Genomic DNA, 23,530 nt, shown 5'->3' with positions numbered 1-23,530 from the left:
AAGTCTTTTGCTGAGTCTTTATGAGAAGCTTTATTTGGCGAGCGCCGCTTTTACCAGGCCCGACACCGCCGTCATGTCGGCGCGTCCGGCCAGCTTCGGCTTCAGCACGCCCATCACCTTGCCCATGTCCTGCGGACCCGCCGCGCCCGTTGCCGTCACGGCAGCCTGGATCTCGGCGTTGATGTCATCGGCTGATAATTGTTCCGGCATGTAGGCCGACAACACGCCCAGTTCGGCTTGTTCCTTCGCAACCAGGTCGTCGCGTCCGGCTGTCTGGAACTGGCTGATGGAATCCTTGCGCTGCTTGATCATCTTGTCGATCACCGCCGTGATCGCTGCGTCGTCCAGTGTGATGCGCTCATCGACTTCGCGCTGCTTGATCGCCGCGAGCAGCAGCCGGATGGTCCCGAGGCGCTCCGTTTCGCGGGCGCGCATTGCGGTTTTCATGTCGTCGGTGATCTGGTCTTTAAGGCTCATTGCTTGGGACTCTGCTGATGCTGTGTTAAGAATTCTGCCGTTCATGGCTCAATGCAAAAACCCGCTTGAGAGGGTTTCCTCAAGCGGGATCATGAACCAGGGTGTTTCGAGTACTTTTGAAACCGGCCGGCGTGGCGCTGTGCGCCTGCCAGCGTGTTTTGGGAAGGGATCGAATTGTTTTTCATGGATCACCGCCCCGATTGCACTCTTTTGAGTTGCGCCGATTGTCGCTACTAACGAGGCAGTATAGCAGGTCGAAAACAGGTTTTCTAAGCCAGAAGCGGGCTTGATCCATCTTGCAAATCATCGGCTAAAACCATGCTGGTCATGGGTTTGGGGCCTGCTTGAACGTTTCAGGCACGAACCTGCTCGGCCGCCGCCTTTCCCGCCGCCACCGCGGACGCCCACGCCCACTGGAAGTTGTATCCGCCGAGCCAGCCGGTGACATCGACGGCTTCGCCGATGAAATACAAACCCGCGACCCGCGCGCTCATCATCGTTGCCGACGAAAGCTCGCGCGTGTCCACACCGCCGCGGGTGACTTCGGCTTTCCGGTAGCCTTCCGTGCCGTTTGGCGTCAGTGTCCAGCGCGACAGCGATTCGCCGATCTGACGCAGGGTTTTATCGGGGAGATCGGCAAGACGCGAATCCGCCGGCACGCGCTGGACGTCGAGCCAGGTCTGGGCAAGCCGCGCCGGAACGCGTTCCGCGAGCAACGTACCGACCTGTTTGCGCGATTCACGCTTGGCGGCAAGCAGATCGCCGGTCGCATCCACGCCCGGCAGCAGGTCGATGCAAATCGGCTCCGACGGGTTCCAGTAGCTCGAAATCTGCAACACGCCCGGCCCCGACAAACCCCTGTGCGTGAGCAGCAGATCCTCGGAGAATTCCGTGCGCTGGCGGCCCGTGCCGGCGCTCAGTTCAACGGGTACGGACAGCCCGGATAGCGCCGCGAACGGCTCCCAGTCGGCCGGTGCGAAGGTCAGCGGCACGAGGGCGGGACGGGTATCGATGAGCTTGTGGCCGAACTGCTTCGCCACACGATACGCAAAATCCGTCGCGCCGATTTTCGGTATCGACAGGCCGCCGGTCGCGACTACGAGTGCAGCGCACGACATCGCGCCCGCGGTCGTTGCAAGCGTGAAGCGGGCGCCGTCGTGACTGATGGTATCGATTCCGACCGGCCGGCGCCACGTCACGCCGCCCGTGTCGCATTCGCTCTTCAGGACCTGGATGATCGATTCGCTGGAGTCATCGCAGAAAAGCTGGCCTTTGTGTTTTTCGTGCCACGCCACGCGATGCCGCCTGAGCAGCGCGAGAAAATCCTGAGGCGTATAACGGGCGAGCGCGGAGCGGCAAAAACGCGGATTCGCCGATAAAAAATTTGCCGGCCCGGCGTTGATATTCGTGAAGTTGCAGCGCCCGCCACCCGAAATGCGGATCTTTTCAGCGAGCCGTTCGGCATGGTCGATCAGCACCACGCGGCGGCCGTTTTGCGCGGCCACGGCGGCGCACATCATGCCGGCGGCGCCCGCACCGATGACGGCGATATCGTAAGTTTCCATGGCGCGCATTGTAGCGGCTGGCCGCCGGGGTTGCCGAGGGCAGAACGGCTGCCGCTGGTATACTTGCGCGCTACCCCAAACATCCCGAGAAGTCCCCCGCCATGCTCGTTCTAGGCATCGAAAGCTCCTGCGATGAAACCGGCCTTGCCCTCTACGACACCGAGCGCGGCCTGCTTTCGCACGCACTGCATTCGCAAATCGCCATGCACCGGGAATACGGCGGCGTCGTGCCCGAACTGGCATCGCGCGACCATATTCGCCGCGCGTTGCCGCTGCTCGAACAAGTGATGGCGGAAGCGAAAACGGCGCCTGCGGACATCGACGCCATCGCGTTCACGCAAGGGCCCGGCCTCGCCGGCGCGCTGCTGGTCGGCGCGAGTGTGGCGAACGCACTGGCCATGGCGTGGGATCTGCCGACCGTCGGCATTCATCATCTGGAAGGGCATCTGCTGTCGCCGCTTCTCGTGAGCGAGCCGCCGCCGTTTCCGTTCGTGGCGCTGCTGGTATCGGGCGGACACACGCAGTTGATGCGCGTGACCGACGTCGGGGAATACGAAACGCTCGGCGAGACGCTCGACGACGCCGCAGGCGAAGCCTTCGACAAAACCGCCAAGCTCCTCGGCCTGGGCTACCCAGGTGGCCCGGAGGTCTCGCGGCTGGCCGAATCCGGCACATCCGGCGCGGTCAGACTGCCACGCCCGATGCTGCATTCCGGCGACCTGGACTTCAGCTTCAGCGGTTTGAAGACCGCCGTGCTCACTCACAGCCGCAAGTTCGGCGCGGACGTCAGCGAGCAGTCGAAGGCGGATCTGGCGCGCGGTTTTGTCGATGCAGCCGTCGATGTACTGACGGCGAAGTCCATCGCCGCATTGAAGCAGACGGGCTTGAAGCGGCTGGTGGTGGCGGGCGGCGTGGGGGCGAACCGGCAGTTGCGCGAGGCGTTGTCGGCGGCTGCGAAAAAGCGCCGCTTCGAGGTGCACTACCCCGACTTGTCGCTATGCACCGATAACGGCGCGATGATTGCGCTCGCCGGCGCCTTGAGGCTTGCGCGCTGGCCCGATCAAGCCGTGCGCGATTACGCTTTCACGGTGAAGCCGCGCTGGGATCTGACGTCCCTGGCGGCCGCCTAGTTTAAGAATGTAGTTTCAAGACGGGTCAGGAAACCCGCTTGTCATGCTCGATCACCGCGTAGGCGCTGTGATTGTGAATGGACTCGAAGTTTTCCGCTTCCAGCACATAAGCCACGATCCGCGCATCCGCGTTCAGGCGCGTGGCGACATCGCGTACAAGGTCTTCTACGAACTTCGGATTTTCGTACGCGCGCTCGGTCACGAATTTCTCGTCGGGCCGCTTCAGCAAACCCCACAACTCGCACGACGCCTCTTCTTCGGCAATCCGGATCAGGTCTTCAACGGCCAGATCGCCCGTGAACTCTGCGCTGATCGTCACATGCGAGCGCTGGTTGTGCGCGCCGTACTGTGAAATCTGCTTCGAGCACGGGCACAAGCTCGTCACCGGCACGAGCACTTTCAGCGACGTCCGCGTTTCGCCCGCGCGAATCTCGCCCGCGAATGTGACCTCGTAGTCCATCAGGCTTTGCACGCCGGAGACCGGCGCGGTCTTCATGACGAAGTACGTAAACGATACTTCGATACGCCCCGAATGCGCCTCGAGCTTGAGCAGCATCGCGGCGAGCATGGAACGGAGAGCGGTTTGGTCGAGCGGCGCGCGATGCTCTTCGAGCAAGGCCACGAAGCGCGACATGTGGGTGCCCTTCTGATCGGCGGGAAGGTGGACGTCGAGATTCCAGAGACCCACGCCCGGCTGCAATTCGCCGGTCGATGTCCGGATGGTCAGCGGATATCGCACCGCTTTAACGCCTACGCGCTGGATCGGGATCTGCCGCGTGTCGAGCGAGCTCTGGACATCGGGCATCGCAAAGGCGGGATTCATCTGATTCATTGAATTTCCTTGTCCGTCGCGCGCATTGTGGTCGTTATCACGCGAGGATGCAGCGGCGATGCAACCTGGCGGACGTCCCCGACGCCCGCCGTAGCACTGCAATCATAGAAGTCAAGCGACGCGTTTGGTCAGCTTGCCGGTGTCGCTCTGGACGTCGTGTGAGACGGCGTCTTTCAGGAAACGCTCGCGAATCGACTTCGCGATCCCCGCCCCGTCCAGCCCGCACGACACTAGCAACTTGACCGGATCGCCATGATCGATAAACACGTCCGGCAAGCCGAGTTGCAGCACCGGCTTGATGACCGAGCTGGCCAGCAGGCTTTCCACGCAGGCCGAGCCCGCGCCGCCCATGATCGCGCCTTCTTCGACGGTTACGAGCGCGTCGTGCGTGGCGGCCAGTTCCCGCAGCAGATCGGCATCGATAGGCTTGACGAAACGCATGTTGGCCACGGTCGCGTCCAGTTCTTCGGCAGCGGCAAGCGCGGGTGCGACCATGGTGCCGAACGCAAGAATCGCGATGCGCGAGCCCGAACCCACTTTTTGCGTCGATTCGCGCCGGATTTCGCCCTTGCCGACCGGGAGGGCCGTCATCTTCTTGACGATCTTCACACCCGTGCCCGCGCCGCGCGGATAACGCACGGCCGTGGGGTTCGGCTGCTGCAACGCCGTGTAAAGCATCTGGCGGCATTCGTCTTCGTCGGACGCGGCCATCACCGTCATGTTCGGGATGCAGCGCAGGAACGCGAGGTCGTAGTTGCCGGCATGCGTCGCACCGTCCGCGCCGACCAGACCCGCACGGTCGATGGCGAACACCACCGGCAGGTTCTGCAATGCGACGTCGTGGATCAACTGGTCATACGCACGCTGCAGGAAGGTCGAGTAGATCGCGACGACCGGGCGCATGCCATCGGCGGCCAGACCGCCCGCAAACGTCACGGCGTGCTGCTCGGCAATACCGACATCGAAATAACGATCCGGGAAGCGCTTCTCGAACTCCACCATGCCCGAGCCTTCACGCATGGCGGGCGTAATGCCGACAACGCGCGAATCCTGCTCGGCGGCGTCGCAGAGCCATTCGCCGAAGACCTGCGTGTAGGTTTTCTTCGATGGCACCGTAGAAGGCTTGATGCCCTCTGCCGGATTGAATTTGCCCGGGCCGTGGTACAGCACCGGATCGGCTTCGGCGAGCTTGTAGCCTTGCCCTTTCTTCGTCACGACGTGCAGGAACTGTGGACCACGCAGCTCCTTGATGTTCTGCAGCGTCGGAATCAGTGATTCGAGATCGTGACCATCGATTGGCCCGATGTAATTGAAGCCGAATTCCTCGAACAACGTGGCCGGCACGATCATGCCCTTCGCGTGTTCCTCAAGCTTGCGGGCGAGATCGAGCATGGGGGGCGCCACGCGCAGCACACGCTCCACGCCGGCACGTGCGGCGGCGTAGAAACGCCCCGACATCAGGCGCGCAAGATGCCGGTTTAGCGCGCCGACCGGCGGCGAGATCGACATGTCGTTGTCGTTCAGGATCACGAGGAGCGGCACGTCGTCGGCCACGCCAGCGTTGTTCATGGCTTCGAAGGCCATGCCGGCGGTCATTGCGCCGTCGCCGATCACCGCGATGGAATAACGGTTGTCGCCCTGCAGCTTGCTCGCGATCGCCATGCCGAGCGCCGCCGAAATGGACGTGCTGGAGTGCGCTGTGCCGAAGGTGTCGTATTTCGATTCGCTACGGCGCGGAAAGCCGGAAATCCCGCCAGCCTGGCGCAGCGTTTTCATCTGGTCGCGGCGGCCCGTCAGGATCTTGTGCGGATAAGTCTGGTGGCCCACGTCCCAGACGATTTTATCGTTCGGGGTATCGAAGACGTAATGAAGCGCTATCGTCAGCTCGACCGTTCCGAGATTCGACGACAAATGCCCGCCCGTCTGCGACACGCTGTCGAGCACGTAGGCACGCAACTCTTCGGCCAGCGGTTTTAGTTCGTGGCGGTCCAGCGCTCGCAATGCGGCTGGATCGTCGATGGTTTTCAGCAAGTCGTACATCGTCGTCCCATTTAGGAAAACTGGCGAAAGCCGTTCAGGTCTGCAAGCATCTTGCACGCCCGCCGGTTCCGCGTTTTATCGTATGTTTCAGTTCACCCGGTTCACAACCAGGTCGGCCAGTTCGCCCAGTCGGGCGGCCCGCGGGCCAAACGGCGCTAGTGCAGCATGGGCATCGCGGCCCAGTTGAGCTGCCAGTTCGCGCGATGCATCGAGTCCGATGATCGACACGTACGTCGGTTTGTCGTCCTTTGCGTCCTTGCCCGCCGTCTTGCCAAGCGTGGCGGAGTCTGCGGTGACGTCGAGAATGTCATCCACGACCTGGAACGCCAGGCCAATTGCGGCCGCATACGAATCCAGTGCGCTCATGGCGGCCGCGTCCGGTGCTTCGCCACAGAGTGCACCCATTCTTACGGCCGCGCGCAACAAGGCGCCGGTTTTCTTTCGGTGCATGGTCTCGAGTTCCGGGCGCGACAGCTTGCGCCCGACGCTCTCCAGGTCGATGGCCTGCCCGCCCGCCATGCCCACCGAACCACTCGCCAGCGCCAGTTCCCGCGTGAGAGCGGCCTGCTGGGCGGCGCTCAGGCCGTTATTGTCCCCGGTCAGCGCGACGAACGCCTGCGACTGCAGCGCGTCGCCGACGAGCAGTGCCGTCGCTTCGTCATATTGCACATGTACCGTTGGTTTTCCGCGACGCAGAGCGTCGTCGTCCATGGCAGGCATGTCGTCATGAACCAGCGAATACACGTGAATCATCTCGAGAGCCGCACTCCCGGCGTCCAGCGCCTGGGCGCTCGCACCCGTCAGTTCACCGGCTGCGTGGCACAGGAGCGGGCGCACCCGCTTGCCGCCCCCGAGCACGGCGTAGCGCATGGCTTCATGCAACTTGGCGGGCGCGATGTCCGTACCCGGCAGGTAATGTTCCAGCGCGGTTTCGACGCGATCGAGGCTCGCGTGCATCCATTGGTCAAAAGTCATAAGTCGTCCCCGTTATCTGCCGATGTGCCTGCGCCCTGGGTGGCGCGCTGCAATTCGGCGGGCAGCGGTTTTAGTGTGTCGCCATCGAGCACGCGAACCTGCTGCTCGACCTTTTCTAATTGTTGCTGGCAAAAGCCGACGAGCGCCGCGCCACGGCGGTACGCAGCGAGCGACTCCTCCAGGCTCAGCGCGCCGCCTTCCATGCGCGCTACGAGCCCCTCCAGTTCGGCCAGCGCCGTCTCGTAATTCTCCGGGAGCGGCGCGTTGTCCGCGCTTGCCGAGCCATCCTGCGTTGCGGTTTTCGCCATGAATCGTGGGTGTAATGTCGGATTTCGGGAAACAAGTCGGACATTCTACGGCAAAAGCGGCTTTTCCGACCTCCGCCATGCGCTGACCCATGCCAGTAGCGCGTCTCAGGCTGCCTTCGCTTGCTTGTAAAAATCCTGAAAAGTCCCGCAAAAGCCCGGAACTCCGCGCTGGGATTTGACCCAAAACAAGTCCTCGGGCGCCCCATTGAAAGGGTTTTCGTTATAATTCGCGGTCTCCCTAAATCGAATCCTCGATGGTTGGGTTGTTCACTGCTTTCACGTCTTCACGGGAGTGGGAATGTCCAATCTGAGCAATGCATTGCAACTGAACGCAATTCACAGTCAGTTGCCAGTCACGGCTTACTTTGACGAAGCGCTTCTCAAGCGCGAAATCGACGCGCTTTTCAAGCACGGTCCACGCTACATCGGCCACGAACTCATGGTGCCCGAGGCGGGAAATTATTTTGCTTTGCCCGGCGAAGGTGAAGGGCGTCTGCTCGTCCGTAATAAACAGGACCAGATCGAGCTGCTGTCGAATGTATGCCGTCACCGCCAGGCCATCATGCTCAATGGGCGCGGCACGGCGGAGAACATCGTGTGTCCGCTGCACCGGTGGACGTACGACCTCGACGGCCAGTTGCTCGGCGCGCCGCATTTCGCCGACAAACCTTGTCTGAACCTCGGCAAATCCCCTTTGCAGAACTGGCAAGGACTGTTGTTCGAAGCGAGCGGGCGCGATGTCGCGGCCGATCTCGCCCGACTTGGACCGTCCAAACATTTTGACTTTTCGGGCTTCATGTTCGATCACGTCGAAGTGCACGAGTGCAACTACAACTGGAAGAGTTTTATCGAGGTGTATCTCGAGGATTACCACGTCGCGCCGTTCCATCCGGGTCTCGGAAGCTTTGTGTCCTGCGATGACCTGACCTGGGAATTCGGCGACTGGTACAGCGTCCAGACTGTTGGCCTGCACAAGAATCTCGAAAAACCCGGCAGTCCCACGTACCGTAAGTGGCACGACGAGGTATTGCGGTTCCGCAACGGCAAGCTGCCGGAATTCGGCGCGATCTGGATGGTGTACTACCCGGGCATCATGATCGAGTGGTATCCGCACGTGCTCGTGGTGTCGTGGCTGATTCCACAAGGGCCGCAGAAAACCACGAATATCGTCGAGTTTTATTATCCTGAGGAAATCGCGCTGTTCGAGCGTGAGTTCATCGAGGCCGAGCGTGCCGCCTACATGGAAACGGCGCGCGAGGACGACGAAATCGCGGAACGCATGGATGCCGGACGGCGCGCGCTGATGAACCGCGGCGAGTCGCAAGTCGGGCCGTATCAGAGTCCCATGGAATCAGGCATGCAGCACTTCCATGAGTTTTTGCGGCGGCAGTTGGGCAAGATTTAAAAGCGGCACGGTTTTGTTGAGGAAGACGGGCTTTGGCCCGTCTTTTTTTGTTTAGACTTCAAGCTCAACATTTCATAACATCGCCCGTTGCATCAGGAGCCGTCATGCCTCACACGCACTACACCACGCTGATTTCCGCCGGCAATCTCGTCGAGCGGATCGCCGCTGCGCCTGGCAGCGTGTTTATCGTCGATTGCCGCTTCGATCTGGCCGCAACCGATTCGGGTGAAAACGCCTACGCCGCTGGGCATATCCCCGGCGCGCATTACCTGCATCTCGACCGCGACCTGTCGGGCTCGAAGACCGGCAAGAACGGCCGTCATCCGTTGCCGGAGCGCGCGGCGCTCGTCGCCAAGCTGAAGGAAATCGGCCTGAACGAAGGCCAGCAAGTCGTTACCTACGATGCGCAGGGCGGCATGTATGCATCGCGTCTGTGGTGGCTGTTGCGCTGGCTAGGCCACGATTCCGTCGCGCTGCTCGACGGCGGCCTGCAAGCGTGGCAAGCGGCCGGGCAGCCGCTGGAATCGGCGGCGCCGGCCACATCGGCGGGAACGTTCAAGGCGGGCGCGCCGCTGTCGGTGACCATCGATGCAGACGGGGTCTTGCGCAATATCGATACGCGCGAGCGCGTGGTGATCGATGCCCGCGCAGCCGACCGGTATCGCGGGGAAAACGAGACGCTCGATGCCGTCGGCGGTCATATTCCCGGCGCGCTGAATCGCTTTTTCAAGGACAACCTGAACGCGGACGGCCGCTTCAAGACCGCCCATGAATTGCGCGAGACGTTCGGCGCGCTGCTCGGCGCAACGCAGCCGGATCGGGTGGTGCTGCAGTGCGGATCGGGCGTCACCGCCTGCCACAACGCCCTGGCACTGGAAATCGCCGGCTTGCACGGCGCGGCGCTGTATCCGGGATCGTGGAGCGAATGGAGCTCGGACGCTTCTCGGCCCGTGGCGACCGGCGCGGCGGCATAAGAACTCCGGCCGCCCCAGGGCGTTACTTGACGCCGTGTTCCTTGAACCACGCGAGCGCGCGCTTCCAGCCATCTTCGGCATCGGCTTTCCGGTAACTCGGCCGGTAATCCGCGAAGAACGCATGCGGCGCGTCATCGTAGACCACGAATTGCGAGCCGCGCGCCACTGCCGGGCCGGTCGCAATCGCCTCTTTCATCTGCGCGAGCGTGTCCTGCGGAATGCTTTGATCGAGCTTGCCGTAAAGACCTAGGACCGGCGCCTTCAGATTCGCGGCAAGGTCGAGCGGATTCGCGGGATTGTTCGCAGTCTTCGCGCCGACCACACGTCCATACCACGCGACCGCTGCCTTGATGCGCGGATTGCGCTCAGCATAGAGCCACGTGATCCGGCCGCCCCAGCAGAAACCCGTGATCCCGAGCCGGTTCAGGTCGCCGCCATGCTCGCCTGCCCATGCCACGGTCGAATCGATATCCGACAGCACCTGGTCATCCGGAACCTTCGAGACGAGCTGATCGTTGAGCTGCTGCATGGACGGATATTTGGACGCGTCGCCTTCACGCACGTAGAGATCCGGCGCCACGGCGAGATAACCGAGCTTGGCGAAGCGGCGGCAGACATCGGCGATATGTTCGTGCACGCCAAAGATCTCGTGAATTACGATGATCACCGGCAAGTGCGTCTTGCCCAGCGGTTGCGCCCGGTACGCGGGCACGAGCGTGCCGTCGGCGGCCTTGAACCCTACGGGGCCGGCTTCGAGACCGTTGCTGTCGGTGATGATGGTTTGCGCGGAAACCGGCAAGACACAGGCGGCAAAACCGCTGCCGACAGCCGCCTTGATGAACGTGCGCCGGTTGAACGGGACATGCGGAACGAGGCTGTCGATTTCAGGCGTAAGCATGCAAAGCTCCAGCGGCATGGGGCCGCGAAGGGGCGGCCGGCGCCGTGCTGCAGCGCACCGGACCATCCAGAACGGGTGAGCCTCGCTGCCCGGTTGAAGCGCCGGACGGTGAGACACGGCAAGGACCTTGACTACGACCGCGCCTTGAACGAAACCGCTTCCAAAGCGTGCCGCCCATTCTAAACAGCTTTACGACGCTTGCTCATTTCCACGCGAAGCATCAGTGCAGCTTGACGCGTGGCACGGTGGAGCGGCGCAGCCAGTGCGCGACGGTATCGAGCGCCATGCGTGCCCAGCCGTGCAGCGCGGCAATGTGCATGCGGTAAAGCGACTGGTACATGAACCGCGCGAAGAGCCCCTCGATCAGCATGTTCCCACCGATCAAACCGCCCATCAGACTGCCGACCGCGCTGAAATGCCCAAGCGACACAAGCGAACCGAAATCGCGATACGTGTAGTCCGGCAACGGCTTGTCCTCCAGCCGGCGCTCGAACGACTTCAGCAAGAAGCTCGCTTGCTGATGCGCGGCTTGCGCACGTGGCGGCACGTTGCGCCCTTCTTTCTCGCCGCCCGGCCAAGCGCACGCGGCGCAATCGCCGAGGGCGAACACGTTGTCATCGATTTCTGTTTGCAGCGTACGACGCACGATGAGCTGGCCAAGACGGTTGGTCGTGAGGCCATCGAGCTTGGAAAGCACGGCCGGCGCGCGAATCCCCGCCGCCCACACCGTCAGATCCGCCGCGATGGTCTTGCCGCTCGCCGTGCGGATGGAGTCCCGCGACACTTCGGCCACGGTCTCGCCGGTCATCAGCCTGACGCCGAGCTTTTCCAGCAATTCGGCTGTCGCCGTGGAAACGCGCTCGGGCAGCGCGGGCAAGATGCGCGGACCGGCTTCGATCAACACAATGCCGATATCGTTCTTCGGGTCGAGTTTGTGCAGTCCGTAAGCGTGCAGGACCTGCGCCGTATTGCGCAATTCCGCCGATAACTCCACGCCCGTCGCACCGCCGCCCACAATCGCGACCTGGATCCGCGGTGCCCTTGTAGCGGCGTCGACAGAAGTGAGGGTAGCCGGATCAGGCGCCCGATATTCCGCGCGAATGCACGCAGCAATCAGCCGTTTGCGGAACAGCTCGGCCTGGTCGACCGTATCGAGCGCGAGTGAATTCTCCTGCGCGCCCTGCACGCCGAAAAACGCTGTCGTGCTGCCGATCGCCACGACCAGCGTGTCGTACTCGAGATCGCGTTGCGGCAGGAGTTCGCCGGCTTCGTCGTCGAGAAGCGGCCCCAGCGTGACCTTTCTTGCCGTCCGGTCGACGCCCAGCAGATCGCCCTGCTGAAACTCGAATCCATGCCAGCGCGCCTGCGCCGCATACGACAATTCCTGCGAGAACGGATCGAGGCTGCCAGCCGCGACTTCATGCAACAACGGCTTCCAGATATGCGTGGAATTCCTGTCGATGAGCGTCACCTGCGCACGCGCCGTGCGCTTGCCATCGGCGCTGCCGAGCTTGTCGCCCAGGCGCGTGGCCAGTTCCAGCCCACCCGCCCCGCCGCCGACAATGATGAAACGATGCATCTAACCTCCCATATGGCGCCGTTGAGACTCGCTCAATGCGCTTCTTCCCAGTTGTTCCCCACGCCGACTTCGGCGACGAGCGGCACCTTCAGCTTCGCGACGCCGCACATGAGTTCCGGCAGACGCTTGCGCACTTCCGGCAGCTCGGCTTCGGGCACTTCGAGCACGAGTTCATCGTGGACCTGCATGATCATCTTCGTTTCGATCTTCGATGCTTCCAGCCAGTCCTGCACCGCGATCATCGACAGCTTGATCAGGTCGGCGGCCGTACCCTGCATCGGTGCGTTGATTGCCGCGCGTTCGGCGCCCTGCCGGCGCGGTCCGCTGCCGCCGTTGATCTCGGGCAACCACAGACGGCGCCCGAACACCGTCTCCACGAACCCATCGCGCTTCGCCTTCGTGCGGGTCTCGTCCATGTAGTTGGCAACGCCTGGATAGCGCTGGAAATACTTGTCGATATAAAGCTTCGCCGCATCACGCGAGATGCCGATATTCGATGCCAGTCCGAACGCGCTCATGCCATAGATCAAGCCAAAGTTGATGACCTTCGCGATGCGCCGCTGATCGTTCGACACCTCGATGGGCGTCACGCCGAAAATCTCGGAGGCCGTCGCACGATGCACGTCCTCGCCCTCGGCGAAGGAGCGCATGAGCGAGGGATCGCCGGAGATATGCGCCATGATCCGCAGCTCGATTTGCGAATAATCCGCCGACACGATCTTGCTTCCCGGGGGCGCAATGAATGCTTCGCGAATGCGCCGGCCTTCGGCGGTACGCACCGGAATGTTCTGCAAGTTCGGCTCATTCGATGACAAACGCCCCGTCACCGCAACGGCCTGCGCGTAGTTCGTATGCACGCGGCCGGTCTTCGCGTTGACCATGCGTGGCAACTTGTCCGTATAAGTCGACTTGAGCTTCGACAAACCGCGATGTTCGAGCAGGATCTTCGGCAACGGATAGTCTTCGGCGAGCTTTTGCAGCACTTCTTCGTCGGTGGAAGGCGCGCCGCTCGGCGTCTTCTTGACCACCGGCAATTGCAGCTTCTCGAAGAAAATCTGCCCGATCTGCTTGGGCGATCCAAGATTGAATTCGCCGCCCGCGAGCATGTACGCTTCAGCCTCGAGCTGGATCAGACGCGTCGCAATCTGCCCGCTTTGCACGCGCAGCAACTCGCCGTCGATCAGTACGCCATTGCGCTCCATCTTGCGCAACACGCGCGCCGTAGGCATTTCAATATCGCGATACACCTTCAGCAATTGCGCTTCGTCGACAAGTTGCGGATAAAGCGCCTGATGCAGCCGCAACGTGATGTCGGCGTCTTCGGCAGCGTAGGGCGCGGCCTGATCGAGCGCGACTTCGTCGAAGCCGATCTGCGACGCGCCCTTGCCCGCCACCTCTTCATACTTGATGGTTTTCGCGCCGAGATGCCGCAACGCGAGATTGTCCATGTCGTGCGGCCTGTGCGATTCGATCACATAGGACTGCAACAACGTGTCGTGCTCGACGCCATTCAACTCGATGCCGTAGTTCGCGAGCACTTGTTCATCGTATTTGAGGTGCTGTCCCACTTTCTTCTTCGATGGATCTTCCAGCCACGATTTCAGTTTCTGCAGGACTTCGTCACGCGGCAATTGCAAAGGCGAATCCGGCCCGCGATGCGCAACAGGGATATAGGCCGCACGTCCCGGTTCGACCGATACCGACAATCCCACGAGCTGCGCGAGCATGGGATCGAGGGCGGTGGTTTCCGTATCGAAGGACGTTAGCTCAGCAGCGTTGATCCGGGCAAGCCATTCGTCGAATTGTTCCCATGTCTGCACCGTTTCGTAATGCCGTTCCATTTCCGTGGCGGCCGCGGGCGGTGTATCCGTGGGACCTTCCACGGCGTCGGCGATCTCGACTTCGCGCAACCACGTCTTGAAGCCGTGGCGCGTAAAGAGATCGCGCAATTCGTCGCGCGCTTCGGGCCGTGAAGGCAACGTTTCCTCGATAGACGCGATCTGCGCCGCTAGATCGCATTCCGTATGTACGGTAACGAGCTTTCTGGCCATGGGAAGGAAGTCGAGAGCCTTGCGCAGATTGTCTCCCACCGCACCTTTGATTTCGCTCGCGTGTGCCACGATGCCATCGAGGGTGTCGTATTGTGTGAGCCACTTCAGCGCCGTCTTCGGCCCGCATTTCTCGACGCCCGGTACGTTATCGACCGTATCGCCGATGAGCGAGAGATAGTCGACGATCCGCTCCGGCGGCACGCCGAACTTATTCAGCACCCCGGCGCGATCGAGCGTCTCGTTGGACATCGTATTGATGAGGGTGACATGATCCGTCACAAGCTGCGCCAGATCCTTGTCGCCCGTCGACACGATAACCTTCATGCCGCGCTTTTCGGCGGCCACTGCAAGCGTACCGATGACGTCGTCGGCCTCCACGCCTTCGATCATCACGAGCGGCCAGCCGAGCGCCCGAACGGTCTCGTGGATGGGTTCTATCTGCTTCGAGAGGTCATCGGGCATGGATGGCCGGTTTGCCTTGTAATCCGCGTACCAGTCGTCGCGAAATGTCTTGCCCTTGGCGTCGAATACGCACGCGCTATACTCTGCATTGATGTCCTTCCGCAGGCGCCGCAGCATGTTGATCATTCCGTACAACGCGCCTGTCGGTCCGCCATCCGGCCCGCGCAGATCCGGCATGGCGTGGTAGGCCCGATACAGATAGCTGGATCCGTCGACCAATAGCAGGGTCTTACCTTCAAGATTAAGTTCTTCAGGCATTATGAACAAAAGAAAAGTGATTCCGAGTCTGCGATCGCTCGCAGATCAAGAGCGCGCGACGGCCAAGAAGGCTCGCGCATCGTGGCAGATGTTCACGATTATGGCAGAGTTTATCGAGGCGACCGAGTACCTCTCCGAGATCCGCCCTGCCATCAGCATCTATGGTTCGGCGCGCCTGAAACCTGAGTCGCCGTACTACAAGCTCACCATAGAAATCGCGCAGAAATTTTCTGACGCGGGCTTCGCCGTGATCTCCGGCGGCGGTCCCGGCATCATGGAAGCCGCGAACAAGGGCGCACATGCGGGCAAGTCGCCGTCGGTCGGTTTGAACATCGAGTTGCCGCACGAGCAGTCGGGCAACCAGTGGCAAGATATCTCGCTGCGGTTCCGTCACTTCTTCACGCGCAAGGTCACGTTCGTGAAGAATTCGGACGCGGTGGTCGTCATGCCCGGCGGGTTCGGCACGCTCGACGAAATGGCCGAAGTGCTCACGCTGATCCAGACGAAGAAGTCGCGGCACGTGCCCATCGTGCTGGTGGGCGCCGAGTTCTGGGAAGGCCTGCTCTCGTGGTTCCGCAACACACTGGTTCCGACCGGCGTGATCAGCGAGAAAGATCTGGACTTGATGCAGGTTATCGACGATCCGGACCAGGTGCTCGAAGCGGTGCTGCAGTTCTACGAAGATCGTGAGACCGCGGAAGAACAGCCCGCCGAAGGGAAGTCCGACGAAGACCGGATGTTCTATCTTTGATGGCCTGGCAGGTTGAAAGCGGCTCCTTCGGGAGCCGCTTTTTGCGTTACTGGAATGCCACCTCGGCAAAGCCGCGCAACTTCCGGCTATGCAACTTCGACAGCCCGTTCATGCGCAGCAACTCCATGGCCATCACGCCGATCTGCAAATGCTGATCCACTTGCGCGCGGTAAAACTGGTCCGCCATGCCGGGCAGTTTCAGTTCGCCGTGCAGAGGTTTGTCGGAGACGCAGAGCAGCGTTCCGTATGGCACGCGAAACCTGAATCCATTCGCCGCGATGGTCGCGCTTTCCATATCCAGCGCAATGGCGCGGCTTTGCGATAGGCGCTGCACCGGCTCGCGGTGATCGCGCAATTCCCAGTTGCGGTTATCCACGCTCGCGACCGTGCCGGTACGCATCACATGCTTCAGGTCCACGCCTTCGAGCTTGGTCACTTGCGCCACGGCTTTCTCGAGCGCGACCTGGACTTCGGCCAAGGCGGGAATCGGAATCCATAATGGCAAGTCGGCATCGAGCACATGGTCCTCGCGCACATAACCGTGCGCGAGCACGTAGTCGCCCAGGCGCTGCGTGTTCCGCAATCCCGCGCAATGCCCGAGCATGATCCACGCATGCGGACGCAGCACGGCAATGTGGTCCGTGATCGTCTTCGCGTTCGATGGCCCCACGCCAATGTTGATCATCGTGATGCCGCTGCCATCGGCGCGTTTCAGGTGATACGCCGGCATTTGCGGCAGACGCGCGGGCGCGACGCCTTGGGGCTCTTCCTGTACGCCGCCCAGGTTTTCATTACCCGTAATCACATCGCCCGGTTCGACGAACGATGTGTATTCGCTGCGGTATTTCCGCGTTTCTTCATCGTCCGTTTTGGACATGATCTTGCGGCCGAGCTTCACGAATTCATCGATATAAAACTGGTAGTTCGTATAAAGCACGTAGTTCTGCACATGCGTGGGCGACGTCGCGGTGTAGTGCTTCAGCCGATGCAACGAGAAATCCACGCGCGCCGCCGTGAACAGCGCGAGCGGATGCGGCTCGCCCGGACCCGGTTCGTACGTGCCGTTCACGATTCGGTCGTCGAGCAGCGCGAGATCGGGCATATCGAAGATGTTACGCATGGCGAGCAGCCTGTCGCGATCCAGGTCGCCTTCCAGGTGAATGCCTTCGGCAAACGCGAAGTGAATGGGAATGGGCTGCGCCGACACCCCCACTTCGATCCCGACATGATGGTTCTTGGCAAGCAGCCGCAATTGCTCGCGATAGTAATCGCCGAACATATCCGGCCGCGTCAGCGTGGTTTCGAAGATCCCCGGCCCCGCGACGAAGCCGTACGATCGACGTGAATCGATCTGCGTATTCAGCTCGGTGCGCACGCGCACGAACGGATAACACGCACGCACGCGATGCGAAAATGGCTCGTTTTTCCGATAGCGCGCAAAGGCGTCGCGCAGGAAACCGGTGTTGGCTTCATAGATGGCCGATACCCGCGCAACCGCTGCCACGGGGTCATCGAACGATTCCGTGGGGAAGTTGCTGGCGGGAGTGGAATGGGTGGCTTGAGTCCGGTCGTTTGTCATGTTCTTCATGCGCTCTTGTGATGAATCGACATTAACACGGAAGAACAACACGCCCATGAACACCCCTCCCGCCGATGCGTTTCTTCAACACATCGCCTCACAACGCCGTGCTTTATTTGAAACCAGCGCAAAATAAGGCTTTTGCGACGGTTCAATTCCCCCTTAACGTCCCTCAAGCTGGTGCGTTTTGCTAAAATTCGGGGACTCATCTGGAGAAACATCATGAAGTCGCTTCAATCTGTCGCCATCGCGGCTGTTATTGCCGCAGCCAGCATCAGTGCTCACGCGCAGAGCCTGCCCGCTCAGCCGGCGCCCGCGACGGATGCAACTCCGGCGCACGTCATGTCGCCTGAAGAGAATGCCGGCTTGCCCGACCTGAAGGCGATCAACCGCCCGGCCGCGGAAGCCAGCTCGAAAGTGGAAATCTCGCCGCCGCGCCTGCCGAGCTATCACGAGACGAGCACGAACGGCACCGAGATCACCGAATACCGCGACAAGGGCAAACCCGTTGAAATCAACGTGCGTTCGAATTTCGGCACGCGTTATCAGATGAGTGCGCCTGCGGACACGTCGCCGACCGTGCGCGACAACGGCAAGGCAAGCACACGCCTGCCGTCGTGGAACCTGACCTACTGAGCTTTCATGACCGCCGGGCTGCGTTCAAGCCTATGCCCGGCGTTCGCCGCTGTCCCCGCCACTGATCCGTACGCCGGTCCACGCGCCCTTCAACTTCACCGACGTTCTCCCGCATGGCCGTATTCACTGCTGTCTCCGATTCCCAGCTTACCGACTGGCTCCAGAACTACGAACTCGGCGAAGTCACCGATTTCCGTGGCATTGCATCCGGTATCGAGAACAGCAACTTCTTCCTGACGACCACGCGCGGCGCGTACGTCCTCACCCTCTTCGAAAATCTGACGGCCACGCAATTGCCGTTTTATCTCGATCTGATGCGGCATCTGGCGTCACATGCGGTGCCCGTTCCGGACCCCATGCCGCGTCGCGATGGCGCGTTGTTTGGCACGCTTAACGGCAAGCCGGCCACTGTCGTGACGAAACTTGATGGCGCGCCGGAGTTGTCGCCGGGTCCGGCGCACTGTATCGAAGTGGGCCACATGCTGGCGCGGCTTCATCTCGCGGGGCGTGATTTCGCGACGTATCAGCCAAATCTGCGCAGCCTTGCGTGGTGGCAGGACAACGTACCGGCTGTGGTGCCGCACCTCACCGCCGAGCAGCGCGCGCTGATTACCAATGAACTCGCGCATCAGGCGGCCTTTTTTGCATCGGCTGAATACACTGCCATGCCCGAAGGCCCGTGCCACTGCGACCTGTTCCGCGACAACGTGTTGTTCGCGCATCCCACGGCAGACGAAACGCGTCTTGGCGGCTTTTTCGACTTTTATTTTGCCGGCAACGACAAATGGCTTTTCGATGTCGCCGTCTGCGTGAACGACTGGTGTGTCGATCTCGCTACCGGCGCACTCGATACCGCGCGTACCGACGCGCTATTGCGCGCGTATCAGACGGTGCGTCCGTTCACGCCGGCCGAAGAACACCATTGGAGCGACATGCTGCGCGCAGGCGCCTTGCGTTTCTGGGTATCGCGCCTATACGACTTTTATCGGCCGCGCGAAGCCGAAATGCTCAAACCGCATGATCCTGGCCACTTCGAACGCATTTTGCGCGAGCGCATCAAAACTGCGCCCCCTCCCGCCGACGGTAATTAATCAATGCATTTGATCGAAGTCCCCGCTAAAACCGGTTATGTATGGTTCCGCCAGGGCGTCTGGCTGTTTCGCCGGAATCCCCTCGCGTTTCTCACGGTGTTCTTCGCCTATTTGTTCGCCATGACGTTGATCTCGCGGCTGCCCGTGGTCGGCCCCGTGCTGCCGCTGCTGCTGATCCCGGGCGTCGCGGTGGGATTCATGGCCGCTTGCCGCAATACCATCGCCAAAAAACCGGTTTGGCCGACCGTGCTGGTCGATGGTTTCCGCTCGTACGGGCAGATCGTCGCCCGGCGGCTGCTCGTGCTGGGCGTGGTGTATGTCGTCGCGATGGGCGTGGTGTTTGCCTTGTCGGCGCTCGTCGATGACGGCGTGCTGCTCAACCTGATGATCGGCAATGGGCCGGCCGGCGACCCCGAAACCATTGCGGCAAGCTTCAATCCGCTCGCGGTCCTGGTTGCGATGGCGTGCTACATCCCGGTCGCCATGCTGTTCTGGTTTGCGCCGATTCTCGTCGCGTGGCACGACGTCCCGCCGGCCAAGGCACTGTTTTTCAGCTTTATCGGCTGCTGGCGCAATCGCGGGGCGTTTGTACTGTATGGCGCGCTGTGGATTGGCGTGGCGCTGGCGGTATCGTTTGGACTGAGCGCATTGATGCAGGTATTAGGCGTCGGGCAGGAAATGGCGCTGGCCGTACTGATGCCGGCGTCCATCCTGGTCACCACCGCGCTGTATTGCTCGTTCTACGCGACGTATCGCGGTTGTTTCGGCCTGCAGTCGGAAGACCCGGCCGACGACATTCCCGATCTGTCGGGACCCACAGCCTGAAACGCATCGACGCGTAAAAAAAACGCCGGTAACTGTCGAGGTCACCGGCGTTTTTTTGCTCTTTTATTTGCTTCGTGCGCTAACGATTCGCGTGCAGTATCGTTATGTATCGTCCCAAAAGCGCAGTAAACCGATCGCCATGACTTCTGCTCCGCACATTCCGCTTGAACTCGACGCCCAGCTTTGCTTCGCGCTCTACTCCACCTCGCTCGCGATGACAAAGACCTACAAGCCGTTGCTGGAAAAGGTCGGACTGACCTATCCCCAGTACCTGACGATGCTCGTGCTCTGGGAAGGCGACGCGCTGACCGTCAAGCAGATGGCCGAACGGCTGAGTCTGGATTCAGCGACCATGACGCCCTTGCTTAAACGGCTCGAAGCACAAGGGTTCGTGAAACGGGTGCGCAGCACGGAGGACGAACGGCAGGTTCACATTCATCTCACCGATGAAGGCCGCGCGCTCAAAAAATCGATTCGAGGCATTCCCGGCGAGATCTACTGTGCGGCCGGATCCGACGCTGACCGCCTGCTCAAATTGCGCGACGAACTCATGCAATTGCGTTCATCTCTGATGGAACACAACGAGACTCAACATAGCGATAGCAAATAACAATCGCTCCGCGCGCCAATTTAATTTGCACACTAATGATTAGCGCGCTATATTTATGCCCGTGGTTAGCGCAGTTCCAAAAACCCTTTCTGCCGCCGAGCGGCAACCATTGAACAGGAGAAGATCATGAGCGTCCTTTACACTGCACGCGCAACGAGCACGGGTGGTCGCGATGGCCGGGCGGTATCGTCGGACAAGAATCTGGATGTGAAGTTGAGTGCGCCGAAAGAATTGGGCGGCGCGGGTGCAGAGGGCACGAACCCCGAGCAGCTGTTTGCGGCCGGCTATTCGGCCTGTTTCCTGAGCGCGATGAAGTTTGTTGCCGGTCAGCAGAAGAAGACCATTCCCGCCGATACAACCGTTTCCGCGGATGTTGGCGTGGGCCCGAATGACAAGGGCGGTTTCGCACTGGATATTGAGCTGCGTGTTTCGTTGCTAGGAATGGACGCGGCCGATGCTCAAACACTGGTCGATACCGCGCACCAGGTCTGCCCGTACTCGAACGCAACGCGCGGTAACGTGGACGTGCGCGTCAAGCTGGCCTGAGTGTTATAGCGCCAGAACGCAAAAATGCCGGCCACGAGCGCCGGCATTTTTTTGCCTCGATAGACGCCGTTTTCGGCGTACCGAGCCCTGCATGTACTTCTTACGACGGTCGAATTACTGCGCGAGCCACGAAGGATGACGTGCTGATGCGCGACGATCCAGCTTCTTCATGCGGTATTCGAGGTCGTAAATGTCCGTAGCTTCGGCCAGATAAGCGTCGTTACGCTCCTTGTCACGCTGGTCGGCGGATTTCGTCAGGAACAGGAAGAGGCGGCTGAGCAGATACATGGTGAACCTCGCTTGGTGATATAGGGGTAATTACCTAGTGCTTGAACGAAGTATAGGGTAATCCCTAGTCATGGGCAAGTATTCAAAAGAACGTATTGAAACAAAAGACTTTTTTACAACACTCGCCCTAAGCGAGCGTCTCGTCCTGAACCGTTGCCTGCACGCGTCGCTGATGCTTGAAAAATTCCCAGAGCATGGCTGAAGCATCCGGACCTTTCGCCGAATGGAACGGCACGGTGTCGTCGCCGCCGCTCCAGGCATGCCCGAGGCCGCGCACAATGCACGTCCGCATCATGCGCCGACCGTTTTTCACGTAATCCGTGAATACGCCTTCGGGCTGCATTTCTTCACGGCGCTCGCCGCTGCGCCACGCGCCGGTGGCATCAGTAAAGCGATTCAGACGCAGGAATTCCGCCGTCAGTTGCTCGGCGTTGACCTTCGAAACCACAGAATCCAGCTCGCCATGAACGATCACGGTCGGCATGCCGGGATAGCGGGCAATATCGGTGGCTGCGTCGATCAGCGCCACCGGGTCTTTGCGTGAGCCCCGCCGCATGATGTCCATTGCATCGATGCCGGATTTCGCAGCGCCGAATACCACGCCGGAGTGCAGTCCCACTGCCGCGAAAACCGACGGATATTTGACCGCGAGCATGGCCGCAAGCCCCGCCCCGGCCGACATTCCAGCGAGGTAGATGCGTTCGCTGTCCACGTCGTGCTGCGCGACGATTTCACGCACGAGCGAAACGACCGACGCCGCCTCGCCACCGCCCGATACCGCCGATTCCTCGTACCAGTGCCAGCAACGATGCACATGCCCAGTTTTCGACTGCTCCGGGTACAAGACTGCAAAGCCGTATTGGTCGGCCAGCAAGTTGACGCGCGTGCCTTGCGCCAAGTCTTCGGCCGATTGCTGGCAGCCGTGCATCATCACCAGCAGCGGCATGGGTGCAGCGGCAGCATTAGCCGGCAAATACAATGCGTATGCCAGATGGTTCACGAAACGGCCGGCAGCCGGGGGCGCCGAATGGAACGAACGGGTCCATTTCCCCGCCGCCCATGCCGATGCACGCGGCCGCACGCGCGACTCACGCTCGGCTCGGGCCTTTACTGGCGTGCGCGGCCTGACCGCAGGCTTCGGGCTTGCCGCGGATTTTGCGGCCTTGGGAATCACCGGCCGAGTCGACGTCCGCGGCTTGGGCGTTCTTGACGGCGCAATTTGTGTGGCGACCAGGCGTTTCAAGCCTTTCAGCCACAATTTTGTCAGACTTTTAGGCATCGAATCAGATCCCGCGCACTTGATAAGTCGGCCGTCAAACCCAACAGGAATGACGGAAGTTGTGCAGTGCACAATAGCATTTATTCGAAAGACTTGCGCGCGACACAGAATTTCACCTTGCTGCGTATTGTTGATATTTGGCCATACGAAGAGGGCGATTTAGCCGATTTTGTGTTTCATCTCCGTCAGTCTCGAGGATCACTGCAATAAGTTTAGGAGATGGGCTGACGGTTATAATGTCTGCTTTTTCCGCTTTGCAGAACAATCTTCATGCCTGACTTGCCACTATCACTCTGGCTCTCCATTACGTCCGTCGGAAGTGTCGGCGTAATGATTCCGCTTGCTATCGTCGTAGCCGTCTGGCTCGCGCTTGGATATCCGTGGCGCTACGCCATGTGTTGGCTCCTTGTGCTTGGTGGCGCCAGCGGTCTTGTTTTTCTTACCAAACTAGCGTTCATGGGCTGGGGCATCGGCGTGCGCGAACTGGATTTCACAGGAATCAGCGGCCACGCAATGATTTCATCGGCGGTACTGCCGGTCGCGTTGTTCGTTGCGTGCCTGCCGGGGCGGCAATGGGTTCGAGCGCTCGGCGTCGTCCTTGGACTGCTGATTGGAATCGTGGTCGGCGTGTCACGTATCCTTCTGAACGCGCACTCGGTCTCGGAAGTTGTCACTGGTTGCGGGCTCGGCGCGCTGACGGCGCTTCTCTTCGTGGCTTATGCGTGGCGTGCGGAATCAGGCAAGTTGTCTCCCGCACCGGTCGCGGTAAGTCTCGCGATCGTCGCGGTGGTGCTGCACGGGATCCCCGTTCCCACGCAGCGCTGGATTACCGACATCGCGCTGCAGTTGTCCGGCCGCGATCAGCCGTTTATCCGGGCGCGCTGGAAAGCCGGCCAATACGACAAGCCGGCCGCCGCGCCGGCAAGGCATATCGATGTCCGGTTAGGTGGTCCAACCGAATCCTGATCGCG

General features: G+C 61.0%; 22 protein-coding genes. 10 read left to right on the top strand and 12 right to left on the bottom strand.

Annotation, left to right across the window (positions count from 1 at the left end; all coding sequences use genetic code 11):
• Window positions 1-30: 30 nt before the first annotated feature.
• Both AXG89_RS20545 and AXG89_RS20540 read right to left on the bottom strand, forming a co-directional pair.
• Window positions 31-477 carry a GatB/YqeY domain-containing protein gene (locus AXG89_RS20545; protein WP_062002514.1) on the bottom strand — a complete coding sequence of 149 codons (447 nt, stop codon included), beginning with the start codon at window positions 475-477 and terminating at the stop codon, window positions 31-33.
• A gap of 353 nt (window positions 478-830) precedes the next feature.
• Window positions 831-2,042 carry an NAD(P)/FAD-dependent oxidoreductase gene (locus AXG89_RS20540; RefSeq protein ID WP_062172150.1) on the bottom strand — a complete coding sequence of 404 codons (1,212 nt, stop codon included), beginning with the start codon at window positions 2,040-2,042 and terminating at the stop codon, window positions 831-833.
• Window positions 2,043-2,143: 101 nt separating this feature from the next.
• Here AXG89_RS20540 and tsaD point away from each other — a divergent pair, with 101 nt between their 5' ends.
• The gene (gene tsaD / locus AXG89_RS20535; protein WP_062172148.1) at window positions 2,144-3,172 is read left to right on the top strand and encodes a tRNA (adenosine(37)-N6)-threonylcarbamoyltransferase complex transferase subunit TsaD; all 1,029 of its coding nucleotides are present in this window, start codon (window positions 2,144-2,146) and stop codon (window positions 3,170-3,172) included.
• Window positions 3,173-3,197: 25 nt separating this feature from the next.
• Here tsaD and folE2 read toward each other — a convergent pair whose 3' ends face one another.
• The 4 genes from folE2 to AXG89_RS20515 form a co-directional block, all read right to left on the bottom strand.
• Complete coding sequence (folE2, locus tag AXG89_RS20530; RefSeq protein WP_062172146.1) at window positions 3,198-4,004, bottom strand: GTP cyclohydrolase FolE2; 807 nt, start codon at window positions 4,002-4,004, stop codon at window positions 3,198-3,200.
• Between the two features lie 111 nt (window positions 4,005-4,115).
• Window positions 4,116-6,044, bottom strand: a complete 1,929-nt coding sequence (dxs, locus tag AXG89_RS20525; protein ID WP_062172145.1) for a 1-deoxy-D-xylulose-5-phosphate synthase — start codon at window positions 6,042-6,044, stop codon at window positions 4,116-4,118.
• 87 nt (window positions 6,045-6,131) lie between these two features.
• Window positions 6,132-7,019, bottom strand: coding sequence for a polyprenyl synthetase family protein (locus tag AXG89_RS20520; RefSeq protein WP_062002510.1), 888 nt, complete (start codon window positions 7,017-7,019; stop codon window positions 6,132-6,134).
• Window positions 7,016-7,327 carry an exodeoxyribonuclease VII small subunit gene (locus AXG89_RS20515; protein ID WP_062002509.1) on the bottom strand — a complete coding sequence of 104 codons (312 nt, stop codon included), beginning with the start codon at window positions 7,325-7,327 and terminating at the stop codon, window positions 7,016-7,018. Before AXG89_RS20515 ends, AXG89_RS20520 begins: the two co-directional genes overlap by 4 nt.
• A 298-nt stretch (window positions 7,328-7,625) precedes the next feature.
• On the opposite strand from AXG89_RS20515, the gene AXG89_RS20510 reads away from it, so the two are divergent.
• Together AXG89_RS20510 and AXG89_RS20505 are read left to right on the top strand one after the other, a co-directional pair.
• Window positions 7,626-8,732, top strand: a complete 1,107-nt coding sequence (locus AXG89_RS20510) for an aromatic ring-hydroxylating oxygenase subunit alpha (RefSeq protein WP_062172143.1) — start codon at window positions 7,626-7,628, stop codon at window positions 8,730-8,732.
• A 104-nt stretch (window positions 8,733-8,836) separates the two neighbouring features.
• Complete coding sequence (locus AXG89_RS20505; protein WP_062172141.1) at window positions 8,837-9,706, top strand: sulfurtransferase; 870 nt, start codon at window positions 8,837-8,839, stop codon at window positions 9,704-9,706.
• A gap of 22 nt (window positions 9,707-9,728) precedes the next feature.
• Here AXG89_RS20505 and AXG89_RS20500 read toward each other — a convergent pair whose 3' ends face one another.
• The 3 genes from AXG89_RS20500 to polA all read right to left on the bottom strand — a co-directional run bounded on the left by AXG89_RS20500 (window position 9,729) and on the right by polA (window position 14,954).
• Window positions 9,729-10,604 (bottom strand): dienelactone hydrolase family protein, encoded by an 876-nt coding sequence (locus tag AXG89_RS20500; protein WP_062172139.1) that lies wholly within the window; start codon window positions 10,602-10,604, stop codon window positions 9,729-9,731.
• Window positions 10,605-10,824: 220 nt separating this feature from the next.
• Window positions 10,825-12,183, bottom strand: a complete 1,359-nt coding sequence (locus tag AXG89_RS20495) for an NAD(P)/FAD-dependent oxidoreductase (protein WP_062172137.1) — start codon at window positions 12,181-12,183, stop codon at window positions 10,825-10,827.
• A 32-nt stretch (window positions 12,184-12,215) separates the two neighbouring features.
• Window positions 12,216-14,954 (bottom strand): DNA polymerase I, encoded by a 2,739-nt coding sequence (gene polA / locus AXG89_RS20490; RefSeq protein WP_062172135.1) that lies wholly within the window; start codon window positions 14,952-14,954, stop codon window positions 12,216-12,218.
• Between the two features lies 1 nt (window position 14,955).
• Here polA and AXG89_RS20485 point away from each other — a divergent pair, with 1 nt between their 5' ends.
• Window positions 14,956-15,705 carry a TIGR00730 family Rossman fold protein gene (locus AXG89_RS20485; RefSeq protein ID WP_062002504.1) on the top strand — a complete coding sequence of 250 codons (750 nt, stop codon included), beginning with the start codon at window positions 14,956-14,958 and terminating at the stop codon, window positions 15,703-15,705.
• A 46-nt stretch (window positions 15,706-15,751) separates the two neighbouring features.
• Here the strand turns inward: AXG89_RS20485 and AXG89_RS20480 are convergent, their stop codons facing one another.
• The gene (locus AXG89_RS20480; protein WP_062172617.1) at window positions 15,752-17,284 is read right to left on the bottom strand and encodes an AMP nucleosidase; all 1,533 of its coding nucleotides are present in this window, start codon (window positions 17,282-17,284) and stop codon (window positions 15,752-15,754) included.
• Between the two features lie 222 nt (window positions 17,285-17,506).
• Here AXG89_RS20480 and AXG89_RS20475 point away from each other — a divergent pair, with 222 nt between their 5' ends.
• The 5 genes from AXG89_RS20475 to AXG89_RS20455 all read left to right on the top strand — a co-directional run bounded on the left by AXG89_RS20475 (window position 17,507) and on the right by AXG89_RS20455 (window position 20,992).
• A complete protein-coding gene (locus AXG89_RS20475; protein WP_062002503.1) occupies window positions 17,507-17,920 on the top strand; it encodes a hypothetical protein in 414 nt (137 codons plus the stop codon).
• 113 nt (window positions 17,921-18,033) lie between these two features.
• On the top strand, window positions 18,034-19,011 hold the full coding sequence (locus AXG89_RS20470; RefSeq protein WP_062172133.1) for a homoserine kinase: 978 nt from the start codon (window positions 18,034-18,036) through the stop codon (window positions 19,009-19,011).
• Window positions 19,012-19,014: 3 nt separating this feature from the next.
• Complete coding sequence (locus AXG89_RS20465; RefSeq protein ID WP_062172131.1) at window positions 19,015-19,836, top strand: BPSS1780 family membrane protein; 822 nt, start codon at window positions 19,015-19,017, stop codon at window positions 19,834-19,836.
• Window positions 19,837-19,975: 139 nt separating this feature from the next.
• Window positions 19,976-20,446 carry a MarR family winged helix-turn-helix transcriptional regulator gene (locus AXG89_RS20460; protein ID WP_062172616.1) on the top strand — a complete coding sequence of 157 codons (471 nt, stop codon included), beginning with the start codon at window positions 19,976-19,978 and terminating at the stop codon, window positions 20,444-20,446.
• 126 nt (window positions 20,447-20,572) lie between these two features.
• Window positions 20,573-20,992 carry an organic hydroperoxide resistance protein gene (locus tag AXG89_RS20455; protein ID WP_062172129.1) on the top strand — a complete coding sequence of 140 codons (420 nt, stop codon included), beginning with the start codon at window positions 20,573-20,575 and terminating at the stop codon, window positions 20,990-20,992.
• A 114-nt stretch (window positions 20,993-21,106) separates the two neighbouring features.
• Here AXG89_RS20455 and AXG89_RS20450 read toward each other — a convergent pair whose 3' ends face one another.
• Window positions 21,107-21,280 carry a DUF3563 family protein gene (locus tag AXG89_RS20450; RefSeq protein WP_069638402.1) on the bottom strand — a complete coding sequence of 58 codons (174 nt, stop codon included), beginning with the start codon at window positions 21,278-21,280 and terminating at the stop codon, window positions 21,107-21,109.
• A 127-nt stretch (window positions 21,281-21,407) separates the two neighbouring features.
• The gene (locus AXG89_RS20445) at window positions 21,408-22,559 is read right to left on the bottom strand and encodes an extracellular catalytic domain type 1 short-chain-length polyhydroxyalkanoate depolymerase (protein ID WP_062172127.1); all 1,152 of its coding nucleotides are present in this window, start codon (window positions 22,557-22,559) and stop codon (window positions 21,408-21,410) included.
• A 270-nt stretch (window positions 22,560-22,829) separates the two neighbouring features.
• Here AXG89_RS20445 and AXG89_RS20440 point away from each other — a divergent pair, with 270 nt between their 5' ends.
• Window positions 22,830-23,525, top strand: a complete 696-nt coding sequence (locus tag AXG89_RS20440) for a phosphatase PAP2 family protein (protein WP_062172125.1) — start codon at window positions 22,830-22,832, stop codon at window positions 23,523-23,525.
• The last annotated feature ends 5 nt before the right edge of the window (window positions 23,526-23,530 follow it).

Source organism: Burkholderia sp. PAMC 26561, assembly GCF_001557535.2.
Classification (GTDB): domain Bacteria; phylum Pseudomonadota; class Gammaproteobacteria; order Burkholderiales; family Burkholderiaceae; genus Caballeronia.
The sequence above is the reverse complement of the archived record's forward strand: the minus strand, read 5'-3'. Positions and strand labels throughout refer to the sequence as shown.